This window comes from Brotaphodocola sp. (assembly GCF_983179755.1).
This window is the reverse complement of sequence record NZ_CFAHBC010000001.1, coordinates 48,417-62,228: the sequence shown is the minus strand read 5'-3', so window position 1 is coordinate 62,228 and position 13,812 is coordinate 48,417. Positions and strand designations below refer to the sequence as shown.

General features: G+C 48.2%; 7 protein-coding genes. 2 read left to right on the top strand and 5 right to left on the bottom strand.

Annotated elements, in window-relative coordinates:
* The first annotated feature begins 542 nt into the window (after positions 1-542).
* Both AC4EVX_RS00255 and rpoN read left to right on the top strand, forming a co-directional pair.
* Positions 543-1,964, top strand: a complete 1,422-nt coding sequence (locus AC4EVX_RS00255; protein WP_177978563.1) for an amino acid carrier protein — start codon at positions 543-545, stop codon at positions 1,962-1,964.
* 50 nt (positions 1,965-2,014) lie between these two features.
* Positions 2,015-3,511, top strand: coding sequence for an RNA polymerase factor sigma-54 (gene rpoN / locus AC4EVX_RS00250; protein ID WP_490159326.1), 1,497 nt, complete (start codon positions 2,015-2,017; stop codon positions 3,509-3,511).
* A 35-nt stretch (positions 3,512-3,546) separates the two neighbouring features.
* Here the strand turns inward: rpoN and AC4EVX_RS00245 are convergent, their stop codons facing one another.
* The 5 genes from AC4EVX_RS00245 to glmM all read right to left on the bottom strand — a co-directional run bounded on the left by AC4EVX_RS00245 (position 3,547) and on the right by glmM (position 13,742).
* Positions 3,547-5,571, bottom strand: a complete 2,025-nt coding sequence (locus AC4EVX_RS00245; RefSeq protein WP_490159325.1) for a sigma-54 interaction domain-containing protein — start codon at positions 5,569-5,571, stop codon at positions 3,547-3,549.
* Positions 5,572-5,801: 230 nt separating this feature from the next.
* Positions 5,802-7,112 carry an SLC13 family permease gene (locus AC4EVX_RS00240; protein ID WP_490159324.1) on the bottom strand — a complete coding sequence of 437 codons (1,311 nt, stop codon included), beginning with the start codon at positions 7,110-7,112 and terminating at the stop codon, positions 5,802-5,804.
* A 51-nt stretch (positions 7,113-7,163) separates the two neighbouring features.
* Positions 7,164-10,541: a CocE/NonD family hydrolase gene (locus AC4EVX_RS00235; RefSeq protein WP_490159323.1), complete on the bottom strand. Its 3,378-nt coding sequence runs from the start codon at positions 10,539-10,541 to the stop codon at positions 7,164-7,166.
* A 46-nt stretch (positions 10,542-10,587) separates the two neighbouring features.
* Positions 10,588-11,805, bottom strand: a complete 1,218-nt coding sequence (locus AC4EVX_RS00230) for an MFS transporter (protein ID WP_177978553.1) — start codon at positions 11,803-11,805, stop codon at positions 10,588-10,590.
* Positions 11,806-12,371: 566 nt separating this feature from the next.
* On the bottom strand, positions 12,372-13,742 hold the full coding sequence (glmM, locus tag AC4EVX_RS00225; protein ID WP_177978551.1) for a phosphoglucosamine mutase: 1,371 nt from the start codon (positions 13,740-13,742) through the stop codon (positions 12,372-12,374).
* Positions 13,743-13,812: the final 70 nt, after the last annotated feature.

Genomic DNA, 13,812 nt, shown 5'->3' with positions numbered 1-13,812 from the left:
GTCACAGCCATCTTATCTTACATTTGTCTTAGATCTGGCTGTAAGTCTTATAGTCTTATCTGCTTTCTCTTTCTCAAAGCCTATGAAAGCGTCATAGGACGCGACTCCCTGAGCCTTGCAGTCGGTAAATCACGCCATAATGCTTGACAATAAAAATTGTCACTCGTTTGGGTTCAGCCCCATCGTACATCATTCCTTTTCTCATAAACTTCGGTGTCACAGTACAAACGATAAATCCCGGATGCAGACTCACACCCGGGATTTTCCGACTTTTCTGTCGCAACGTTCTTATATTTTATCACATTTTAACAGGCATGACAAGCCGTCCCTGGTGAATTTCCTGATCCATCGGAAAAATCTGCTTTACCATTATCATTTGTGCAACCAACATACAGTCAGTAACTCTGTCTTCCGTTATCGACAAAACTTCAAGGAATTGTCAATTTACAAACCTGCCGGAAACCGATATAATAGCAAACGTCCGGTTTTAAATAAAATAGAAATCCGGACTGCAAAAATCTCAAGAAAGGAACGATTTCTCATTGATTATACACTTAATTGAAACCGTTTACTCGTTTCTGTGGGGCGATCTGTTCACGATTCCGCTGAACAACAGCTCAATCGGCATCTCGCTGATGCTTCTGCTCCTGATTCCGGCAGGCATCTATTTTTCGATTCGCACCCGTCTTCTCCCGATTCGTCTGTTTCCGGACATGATCCGCGCGCTGAGTGAGAAAAAAGAACATCCAGACAATCTCTCCTCGCTTCAGACACTGATCATCTCCACTGCGACCCGCGTTGGTATGGGAAACCTTGTCGGCGTTGTCGCTGCCGTCTCCCTCGGCGGAGCCGGTGCCGTGTTCTGGATGTGGGTGACGGCGCTGATCGGCTCCTCAACCGCGTTTGTCGAGGCAGTTCTCGCCCAGAAATACAAGGAGCCTGATCCGCTCTACGGTGGATACCACGGCGGACCTGCCTACTACATCCACCATTTTGTAGAGAAGAAAACCGGCAGAAAAACGTCTCACTCTCTGATTGCCTGTCTGTTTGCAATCTCCGGTCTGATCTGCTGGTGTGGCATCAGCCAGGTCATCAGCAACTCGGTGAGCTCGGCATTTGAGAATGCGTTTCAGATCCCGCCACTTGTCACGACGATCATTCTCGTGATCCTCTCCGCGGTCATTGTGCTTCAGCGAAATGCGACAGTCAGGCTCCTCGATTTCCTCGTGCCGATCATGGCGGGCGGATTTTTCGTGATCACGCTCTTCATCATCGCCCGAAATCTGACGCTTCTCCCATCGGTCTTCTCCCGCATCTTCTCGGAGGCATTTGGGCTTCGTCAGGCAGTTTCCGGTGGATTTGGCGCTGTGCTGATGAACGGAGTCAAGCGCGGACTCTTCTCGAATGAAGCCGGCTCCGGCTCTGCCCCATGTGCCGCTGCCGCTGCCCACAGCAATGACCCGGTTCGCACAGGTCTCACCCAGGCACTCGGTGTCCTGATCGACACGATCGTTGTGTGTAGCTGTACCGCGATGATTATGCTTCTCACACCGGAGGATCTGACTACTGATCTGACCGGAATGGATCTTCTCCAGACTGCAATGCACTATCATCTCGGATCGATCGGCGTGATCTTCATTGCACTGACACTCGCACTGTTCAGCTTTTCAACGTTCATCGGAATCCTGTTTTATGCGCGCTCCAACGTCTCCTACCTGTTCGGAAACCGCTGGTGCTTCCAGACCGCCTACAAGGTACTCGCACTGATCATGCTCTTCATCGGCGGTCTCCAGAAATACACGGTTGTCTGGGATCTCGGCGATGTCGGCATCGGACTGATGACGCTGTTTAACATTGTGATCCTCTACCCGATGTCGAGAGAGGCACTGGAACTCCTGAGACAATATGAATCCGGAAAAAACGCTTCTCTGCTTCACAAAGTATCTGATCTGCAACGTAACTGACTTAACTTACAAGGCATCCAACCTTCACTGCAACAAAAGAGGGGACTCAAATGTATACACTAGACTATCAGCAATTTCAGGCACAAAAGACCGTCATCTCGCAGAAAATGATTCAATCCGCTGAGATTCTTCAAATGGATTTGCAGGAACTTCAGGCTTATATTCAAAATCAGGCTTTGGAAAATCCAATGATTGATTTAGATCGGACCGAGCATGCGCTGTCCGCTTCTGCCCCTGATCGTTCCGGTCACGACAGCATTCAGGACATCGAATTTCGCCGAAAACTGGAATGGCTGAACCAGTCTGATGAGCAGAATCGAATCTACTATGCAAATGAGTGCGAAGAGAATGAGAACAAAGATTTCCGGAATGTCGCAGAATCCGAAAACAGTCTGGAAGAATATGTGCTGAGTCAACTTGTAACGGATCTAAAAACGCCGAAGGACGAAGCCTGTATAAATTTTCTTGTATACAATCTGGACTCCCGGGGATATCTGACAGACTCGGAAGAAGAACTTCAGAGTGCACTCGGTCTCTCTGCGGACGAGCTACACAACTACAAAAAACTGCTTCAATCCGCAGATCCTGCCGGGGCGGGTGCTTCGAGCTTAAAAGAATGTCTTCAAATCCAGATTCGTCGCCGGTGTAAGAATGGCGCGCTCTCAAGAGCAGATGCCGATCTCCTGACTGACTTAACCGAACACTGGATCGAAGAGATCGGAAAAAATCATTTAAATCAGATTGCAAAACACATGCAGATCAGCCCGGCTGAAGTTCAGCGACTCTGTGCAATTCTTCAGACCTTAAACCCGATCCCGGCAAATTCCTTCAGCTCCCGCGAAAAATTGAAGTACATCAAACCCGATGTGACTGTTGTGCACTTTTCAGATTATTTGGAAGTGCTGATCGGAACGGAACAGACTCCACACATTTTTCCAAGCAAGTATTATCTGAATTTGATGAAACAAGACGAGTCGGAACAGATCAGAGAATATCTCGAAAAAAAGTATCAACAGGTCGAGTGGCTTCAGCGTTGTGTGCAGGAGCGTGCGGAAACATTGAAACTTGTCTCAAAAGAAATTGTCCGGGCACAGGAAACCTTTTTCCTGAAAGCTGACGGACATAGAGTTCCTCTCAATCTTCAGGACGTGGCAACCCGTCTTGGAATCCATGAATCAACCGTGAGCAGAGCGGTGAAAGGAAAATTTCTGCAATGCACAAAGGGTGTCTATCCCCTGAATTATTTCTTCACCCGTCAGGTCGGAAAGCCCTTAGAAAAACCAGAAAAAGCGGAAAGAAAATCGGATCAGGACAAACCACTCCCACTTAACAGCGAAGAAACAGAGAGTAGCGGAATCACCTCCGAACAGATTAAATCCGCAATCTTAAACCTGATTGATCAGGAAAATCCGGCGAAACCGCTGAGTGATCAGAAACTTTCCAATGCACTGAACTCCCTGCATATCACAGTGGCACGAAGAACGGTTGCAAAATACCGCCAGGAACTGGGAATTCCGGATGCAAGCGGACGAAAGCAAAATCGATAAGTCCCCCATTTCACTTACCGTTTACGCATCAATTCTTACACACTAATTCCATATTTTTTCATCTTTCTCCACAGCGTTGCCCGCGACATGTGGAGATTTTTTGCAGTCTCCCCACGGTTTCCCAGACAGAGTTTCAGCTCCGCGAGAATCCTCTGTCTCTCCGTTTCTTCATCCTGTTCCTGTCGCTCTGCCACCACCATATCCGATTCCGCTGTCGACGTCCCTGATTTCAAGGTCGACAACTCAGTCTCCTCAATCTCCTCATTCTCCTGCTGATAAATCTCCTGAATCTGGGACTGCAAAAGTTCTCTCCCAATCACTCTCCGGTCACTGATAATCACGAGACGCTCACAGAAATTTCTGAGCTGGCGCACATTTCCTCTCCACGGATAATTTTTCAACACTTCCATGGCGCCTGCATCAAGGACAACATGTTTTTCATTCTCTCTGCTGTACTTCTCTAAAAAATGATTCGCCAAAAGCTCAATATCCTCTCTCCGCTTTCTCAGCGGTGGAATATTCAGCGTCAGAACATTCAGGCGATAATAGAGATCTTCACGGAATTTTCCTTTCTGAACCTCCTGGTAAAGATTTCGATTCGTCGCCGCGATGATGCGGACATTTACCGGAATCTGCCTGTCATCTCCGATTCGCGTGATCGTCCTCTCCTCGAGAACTCTCAAAAGACGCACCTGCCCCTCCGGACTCATCTCCCCGATCTCATCGAGAAAGATCGTTCCCTTGTCCGCCTGCTCAATCAATCCCTTCTTTCCCTTGCTGTTTGCGCCGGTAAAAGCTCCTCCGACATAGCCAAACAGCTCACTCTCCAACAGACTTTCCGGGAGCGCTCCACAGTTAATCGCCACGAACGGATTTCCCTTTCTGAGACTGAAATTGTGGATGCTCTGCGCAAATAACTCTTTTCCGGTTCCGGACTCCCCGAGAATCAGAACGTTCGCATGGTGTCTTGCAAACTGTTTTGCCCGGAATCGACAGGTCTCCATCATCTCTGACTGTCCGATAATATCTTCAAAATGATACCGCGCATAAAGCCCTCTCTCATAGCTCTTCTGCTTTAACTGCATGTCGAGCGTATCAATCTTTGTCTTTTGATAGAGGTAGAGAATCGCACCTTCACACTTTCCATTGCGGATATTTGGGATCAGATTGATGATTGCCCTCTGTTTTTGCCGGACTTCGACCATACTGCTGTAAATATTCTCCCGATTTTCAATCACTCTGCGGATATCCGCCATCTCGAGATCCGGGATCAGATCCCAGATATACTGACCATAAAGCTCCGACGGCGCACACTCAAAAAGTTTTCTCATCTCCTCGTTAAAATAAATGACTCTTCCTGACGGATCCGTCTGAAGCAGAGCCTCAAAACAGTAATCCATGATGTTCTCAATCATCTTTGCACGCTCTCTCTGCTGTTGAATCGAGTGAATTACCTCGATTGCCTGACGGATCGTATTATTGATCGTCTCCGTCTCATCCACATCCGCATTGTAATACGCATGAATCCCATACTGTTTTGCTATCAGACAGTTATTTGGTCCACACAGCAGAAAATCAACTTTATTTTTGAGTGCGCTCTGAAAGAGTTCCGCCTTCGTCTGCTTCTCGACATTCTTATTCTCAACCACCGCATGAAAGGCAACCTGCATCGCATAAGGATCAATGTAAACCGGATGATGACTCAAAACCCAGACTTTCACCTCCGGTTTTTCAAATTCTTCCGGGTGCTTATTCTTCACATCCGCCATCATATTGAACGTCGTTGCCCCGAGAAACTGAACCGGAATGATCGGAATTTGAATCGGAGGATTTTGGAACCCCCGAAGAACTTTTTCCATTCCACCGCGACAGATCACGGCATCATACAACTTCATATCGAGCTGAGAAATCTTTTGTTCTGCTACCTCTTCATCCACTTCATAGTTCTCTAACCGTGGAACCACTACCTCATCAACCATTTCAATTTCAAGACTCTTCGCGTATTCCAACATCATCTCATTGATTTTTTTCTCACTCGTGACATATAAAATCCGATACATGATACTTTCTCCCTGTTTCCCAAAATCACATTCAATCTGTGCCTTATCCCATTTCTTTTATTTTACCATACCCCCGCAAATTCGTGCTGACGCACTCATCCATACTCATCTGCCGGCTTTCCGGTCGCTTCAGTTTTTATTTTCCCATCGCATCAAAAAACTGCCCTTCCCCATATCTCTTTCGGAAGGACAGTTTTTCAGGAAATACCTATTTTGAATTTTCAAATCGACTACATATGAAAAAATCCAAATGCACCGACACTTGCAAGCACAGCACAGGCAACCGGAATCAAAATGGCGACCGGAATCATCCAGTTTGTGAGCTGATCCTTTACATTTCGATACGGACATCCCGCAATCGTCATCGCGCCTCCGGTTGAGAACGGCGAAACGGAAGAGGACATCGCTCCGACAAAGATGCACGAAAAGAGCATGATCGGATTGAGTCCCATCTGCTGTGCCAAATGCGGAACCATCGGATAGAGCAGAGGACAGACCACTCCCGTTCCACTTGAAAAAAAACTAAGAAACGCAGAGAAGCCCACAAGAGATGCCGGAACAAGCGATTTCGGCACACCTCGCATCATCACCGCGGAGATCGCCTCCACCATTCCTGCCTCCTTCGCGACCGCAAGAAGCATCGACATTCCGGAAATCAGCAGAATCGTATTCATCGGGATCTTCTCGATCACCACCTGCTGAGAACCAAGATGAAGAACCGCACAGCCAAGCGATGCCAGAATCATCACAAACTGCGGTTGCATGATCGACACAAGTTTTCTCGTAAACTCCGATGGCGCATAGGTGACTGCAATCATTGGAATCAACATTCCTGCGATTGCGCCAAGAATCAATGCGAGCTGTTTTCTCTGAACCGGCTGAAATTCCTCCGGTTTTTCTACCTCTACCTTCTGCGTCGCACGCACGCGGAAAATCAGGCTTGCGACCAAAATGACAAGAAGCTGTTTTCCAACTGCATTCATCCAGACCGCAAAGCTGATTTTCGATGCATATTCTGCATAGACCGTCTGTTCAATCAGTCCTTTTGAGATCACCCCGCCATAGCCATTGATCGGATTATCCCCGCCGATCGTCGTTGCACAGGCGACAGAGAGTGCAAGCAAAATCGGATGAATCCCTGCTTTGAGTCCGAGTGAGAAGGCAAGCGGTCCGATGATCGCCGGAGTTGAAGCCCCGGCTCCGAGAAACGACACGACTGCACAGACAACCGTAATCACCCACGGAATCAGAAAGGCACGGCCACGCAGACGATACAGCATTTTTTTTGCCAGCAGATCCATCGTTCCGTTTGCAGTCGCATAATTAAAAAACAGCGCAATCGCAATCAGATAAAAGACGATTTTCGACGGCCATGCTTCTATCACCTGATTCACACTGCCATCCATAAAAAATACTTTGATCAGACATGCCAGTGCCATCGCAATCACTCCGGCATTTGTCCTGCTCTTCCATCCAACCAGAACCGCCAGCAGAATTGCCATCAAAGATACCGGCAATGCCAGCTGTGACCATATCTCCATCTTACTTTCCCCTCATTATAGAATTTTCGTGACTGTGAAGGTACTGAACAGTTACGACCGAACTCTCGGCATCTGGGCAGGCATCCTGTCCTCCGGCAAAATCACCGCCATATCTCTGTCTGCAAAGTAACGGACTGCAATCTTACTTCCTGTAAGCTCCCCAATTCTCTTGTATGCCTTTCCGTCAATCCAGACATCGCCTTCCCCCGGTTCGATCTGTGCTCCAAATTTCTCCTTCGCATAATCTGCACACACAAGGATTTCCTCTCCCTGACGCAGGATCGGAGCACTCACATTCTCTCTCTCCGTTCCATCTTCAAGCACACATGTCTCTCTCGGCTTTGCAACCACCTTGGAAAGAGTGTTTCCTTCTCCCAGCCTGTCCAGATTCTGATGAAGGAATTCCAACACTCCCGCAATGATCTCCGGTCGTTTTCCATAGCGACCGTTTGTATTTGCAAAGAGGAAACCGTCTACGCCGTACTCTCCCATTTTCTCAAATGTTCTCAGCGACTGGCGATTTGCAATGTCGATTGAGACATCATTGATTCCGGAAAACAGTGCCATCGGCGGAGTGTCCGGTCCGATGTAGGAGATCGGGCTGGCACTCTCGGCGATTTTGAGCATACGCTCTAATTCTTCCGGATGCTCAAACCCGGAGACATCCCCGGATGCCTTTGCTCTCGCATAGTCGACAAGTACCTGAAGTCCCTTTCCTTTTCCGGTAAATCCAATCACTGCGCCTGCCGGTGCCATCGGACCATTGGAGTTGTCCCACTTAATCTTTTTAACTGCCTCCGGCTGGTTTGCATTTTCCTCAATGAGATCTTCTCCCATCGTCAGAAGGTCGCACCATCCATATCCGATCACCGATGCCTGAACACGGCTGGAATACTCGAGATTTCCACCAACGCTTCCCTCTAACTTGGCATCGCATCCACCTGTCGCAGAGAGAAGCAGAAGACCGTTTCCGCCGAGCGACTGACCGCAACAACCGATGCGCTCCGGATCGATTCCAAATGCTTCTGCATGAGCGCGAAGATAGCGCACACAGCCCTTCTCATCGTGAAGATAATCCGGAAAGATATTCGGCGGGTAATTTCTCATATCAATTCCGATTACCACATATCCTTCCTCGAGCATCCGAAGCTGAAGCGGTTGAAGCTCAGACGGTGTTTTGCTGTATCCATGCATGTACAGGATTGCAGGACGTTTCTCCGCCCCTGCTTTCCAGTTCTTCGCAAACGCCTCGACGTAGATGCTCTTATATCCCGGCATAAAAAGTCGATTCTTATCTGCTGAGACCGGCATCACATCTACGACCTGATGTCTCTTGACCGGAAAAGGGGCAATCGGTTTCTCCGTCCCCTGATAATCCTGCAAAATTCCATTTACCTGCGCCCTGCCCTCCCAGATAAAACGAAATCCCTGCTCAAAGACAGCAACTCCATCTTCCAGATTCCATGCAAGTTCTTCCGTATGGTATTTCTCCCACGTTCCATTATAATACAGATAGGTGTGCTCTTTAAAGAAGTAACATGTTGCCGGTCCGCGGTATTCTCCTTTCTCGAGTTTTCCGTTATAGACGTTCTCCTCGCTCTCCACAAACGGAACCTCAATATAGGAAGCATGATCTCCCCCCTGATACAGCTGAACCTGCGGAAGATTCGTCTCGTCGTACATCGGATGCTGGAATGTCTGCTTATCCGCACAGGTGACAGTCAGACGAATCCGGCTGTTTTTCTTAAACTTATAGGAGGTCGGCTCGATATGGAACTGAAGGTGAACCGGTTTATCCATTCCCTCCGCGAGACACCGCTCCTGATCGGCTCTCAGACACGGATGATACGTCGCTCCACACTCATTCCATGCCTCTCTCGGCGCTGAAGTTCTGTGCGAAGCTCTTAAGCATCCCATCGATACATAGTGGGATTCTCCGTTTTCCAGAACCTCTTCCAGATAGCAGAGGAAATCGGCATCATTCTGACTACAAGTCACCCAGAGATCTACACTCGTACATCCCGTGATTTCGTTGCGATAGCGTCCAAACAGCGGTTTTGAGGTGAACGTGAGTCCCTTGTTGTCCACTCCCGGCTGCATATCTCCATCCCACCACAGGTGCATGCGGTCCATCGTGTGACCCTCGCCATCATCAAAGACCCGAATCGAGGTGTCTACCTGATAATCCTGAGCGCTCTCCTGCTCCGGCTTTTCTCTCTCAAGCGATCCGTCATTGACCGAACCAGCAGTTCCGGATTTTTCCGGTGTCAGATACAGTCTCGTCGGTTTCGCATTCTCGAGTGGCCAGGTATCGCTGACTCTCCAGTTTTCTCCTTCCGGGGCATTCAGCGTATAGTAGACAAATCTCGGGCGCTCCCCAAATCCATTTGCGACTCCCTTCATCAGGTAATCAAACCATTTTAAGTGTTCTGCGCCAAAGTTATAGTCTCCCTCCGGAAATTCCTTGTTTCCTCTTCTCGATTCTCTGTGATCCCATGGACCGACGACGATCGTTCCATCCCACTCTTTTGCCGCCATCAGCTGTCCAAACGGACCGGACTCAAGAAATCCCGCAAACTGGTGAACCTTGACATCACTCTTCTTAAACACGTCAATGTCCGTGATCGGCGGGATTGTGAGATTCGTTTTCTCGCCCCCGAGAATCGGATTCTCATCATCCCGGCACATGTTCGGAAGAAGCAGGGACTTCATAAACGGCATGTTATGTCCATACTGATCCTTCTCATATGCCTCGTATGCCTGATCTCCGTTCGGATCTGCATCCACCGGCTTGATCTTCTTGTCTGTAAGAAACTCTTCTTTCGTCTTCTTTCCTGTCGATTTTGCAGAACCGGACACACGATGAACACGGCTCGTCGGGATTGCGGAAACTCCGTTGATGTAGTCCTGATAATAGAAGTCTGCGTTTGCAACAACCGGAGTGATGCCTTTCAGAACCGGGCTCGGCTCAGGCTTTCGCACTGCCGTTGCAAACTGAATCAGTCCCTTGTTGGAACCGCCAAACGTGCACGCCTGACCATCGCTCCACTCCTGCTTTCCAATCCAGTCGAGAATCGCGGTCGTATCCTGACGGTTCTCAATACTTGCAAAGCTGTTGTTCACACCGTAGGAGACACCGCATCCTCTCATCTCTGCGACGACTCCGACATATCCATACGGGATACAGTAATCAAAAATCTCATCCCCGTTCATCTGGCACTGTCCATAGCGCCCTCCTCTCGAGAAGCAGACAATTGCCGGAAGTTTCTCCTTCGCCGTCTCCCCGTTCTCGTCCACCGGCAAAATCACATCCACTGCCAGTTTCGTCCCATCATATCCGGGAACATATAGCGATATCACTTTTTTTCTCGGATACTTTGCCTTGCCAAATCCCTCATATTTTCCTGGTATTGAATTTCTCTTCTCCATCGCGATCCTCTCTTCTCCCTCAAATTTGTCTGTCCTTTTTTGTTGGCTATTTTGCCGTCTCTGTCTGCTCGGAAGAATCCGCCGCAGAGCGGATCATCTTCGTACCAAATACAAACACAATTGCCATCGACACAAGTACAGAAATTCCGGTGATCGTATAGCTCATCTCGTATCCAAGACCGGAAATCAGAGCACCGAGAATTGTTCCCGCAATGATTGAGAGGAAATCGGTCGACAGATAGTTGGTTGCATGAACTGCGCCCTTTTCCGTCTCTGCACAGTTCTTGAACAGGTAAATTGAGATGATTCTCGAGTACTGAATTCCAATCAGGGTCATGATCTCACCGACTGCAAACAGGTTGAATCCCGTTGCGCGACCTACAATCAGGTTTCCAGCGCCCAACAGAACGTACTGAGCACAAAGAACCAGCTTCGGATCAATGATGTCACACAGAGCTGCGGAAGCAAAACCGGTAAACGGAGTGATCAGTGCGCCCATCTTCAGGATCGCTGCAATGTCAATTCCGCGCTCCTGAGCAACGACGTTATCAAACTGTGTATGCATCTGCCATCCAAATACAACGAGGGACAGGATCAGACAGATCGGAATGTACTTTACTTTCAGAGAAGCCAGCTTTCCTCCGCGCTTTTTCGGGGTTGCTGCCAGCACACGCGGGTCATTGAAATCAAGAAACATGACAAATACAATCGCCAATACAGAAAGTCCACAGCAGGCAAGTCCTGCTCCAACTGCACCAAAACTCTGGAATACATTTACGGCAATCGCTTTCGCATAGGTCTTAAAGAACTGCTGTACCAGAGACAGAATCGCGTATGTCGTACCCATTGCACGCTTGTCCATCATCATTGCCACAACCGCCGGAAGCACGATTCCTACAAATGACCAGCCGACTCCATGAATTGCACGGGCTATAACGAAGTTTACGTTTCCGCTCATTCCAAATGTACTTAAGATCATGCAGGTCAGCATACGCAGACACAGCACGCCGATCAGGGCAAGTTTCTTCTTATGAGAATCCGCCAAAGCTCCTGCCGGCATTCGGACAACCATTCCTGCGATCGAATAGACAGAAGCTGCAACTCCGATTGCTGCCACCGCAATTCCTGCCGACTTTGCTGCCATGTTTGTATAACCACCCACCATGTTGTTCACACAGTCCGACAAAATCTGAATGATAATAATCAACACAAGATTTCTGTTCAGAATATCTCGAAACTTAATTTTGCTACTGTTCTCACTCATACCTTTTCTCCTTTTCTTTCTGGTGTCCTCTCCATCTTCCCCTTTATCTGATTTCGAGGTGGAAGCAACATTCATCGCGCGCATAATCGTTGCTCTCTATACTTTTATATAAAGCAAGATTCATGCCAACTTTTTTGTTTTGGGGATTTTCCGGGATTTTTTTTGATTTATTTTGGGCATTTTTGATTTTTTTGAAATTTTTTTAGAATTTTGATGGTGAAAATTTGATTTTTTATTTTTGGAAGCCGGTGTCGACAATTTTTCTAAAGAATTTTCTAGGGAACCATACGCAAATTCTGCCAGATTTTCAGATTGACTTATCAGATGCGGTGTCGCGTTTGCTACATCTGTTTCATTTGTTTTTTGGATTGTGAAACAAAATATTTCATAAATGAAAAAAATGTGCCCAGGCACATTCTCGCGGAGCGTTTTTTGTATGATAGGACGCAATTTCCTATCATATAAAAAAACCTTCCGGCTTGCTGAGACAAATTTTTACAATCTCAGCAAACCAGAAGGGATAACAAACAGTTTCCACCTTCAAGGTGATATCGGAATGCCTGTGCTTACAGCAGATGCCCCTGCGCTTTCATCACGTCGATCACCTGATCCACATATTTCTCACAGAGCTCCTCGCTTGAAGCCTCTACCATGACACGGACAACCGGCTCCGTACCGGACTGACGAAGCAGGATGCGTCCGTCGCTTCCGAGTGCCTCAGCAACCTTTGCAACCTCCTCCTGCACCTTCGGATCGTCCTGTGCCTGCTGTTTATTATGCACGCGCACATTTTTGAGTACCTGCGGGAAGATCTCAACCTCGGAAGCCAGATGACCCAGAGTCTCTTTCTTCTCGAGAATGACTTCCATGACTTTCAGCGAAGTCAGGATGCCATCTCCGGTCGTCGCATGCTTGCTGAAAATGATGTGACCGGACTGTTCTCCACCGAGACAGTTGCCGTACTGTGCCATATTTTCATAGACATACTTGTCGCCGACCTTCGTCTTCTCATAAGAAATTCCCTCGCGGTCAAATGCCTTGTAGAGACCAAAGTTTGACATCACGGTTGTCACAACGGTGTTGTGGAAAAGAGAACCGTTCTCCTTCATATACTTTCCGCAGATGTACAGAATCAGATCTCCGTTGATTTCATTTCCGTTCTCATCCACAGCGATACAACGGTCTGCGTCTCCATCGTAAGCAAATCCCACATCGCAACCGTTCTTCTTCACATACTCCTGAAGCACATGGATGTGTGTTGATCCGCAGTCGGTATTGATGTTGACGCCGTTCGGCGTGTTGTTGATCACATAGGTCTCTGCGCCGAGTGCGTCAAAGACATTCTTTGCGATCGCAGATGCACTTCCGTTTGAGCAGTCAAGTGCAACCTTTTTGCCCTTGAACGAGCGGGTTGCAATCGAAATCAGATAACCGATATAGCGGTTGCGTCCTGCCGCATAATCCACGGTGCGTCCGATGTTCTCGCGCAGTGCAAACGGAATCTCTCCTGCCTCTCCGTCAAGATATGCCTCAATCTTCTCGATGACCTCTTCTTCAAGTTTCTCACCGCGTCCGTTGATGACCTTGATTCCATTGTCATAGAATGGATTGTGGCTTGCGGAAATCATGATTCCACAGTCAAATCCCTCTGTACGGACAACGTATGAAACGCTCGGAGTCGTCGTCACATGAAGCAGATAGGCATCTGCTCCGGAAGCGGTCAGACCGGCAGCCAACGAATACTCAAACATATAGCTACTGCGTCTCGTATCCTTTCCGATCACAACTCTGCAACGTCCCTCCGGGTTCTCCGGAGTCTTCTTTGCCGTCTGTCCATAGTACCAGCCGAGAAAACGTCCCACCTGATAAGCGTGCTCCACCGTCAGATCGACATTTGCCTCTCCACGAAATCCGTCTGTTCCAAAATATTTTCCCATAAATTCTGTCCTGCTCTTTCCGTTCTCGGACACAGACTCTTGTTCCGTGCCCGATCCCAATCCTCAACTC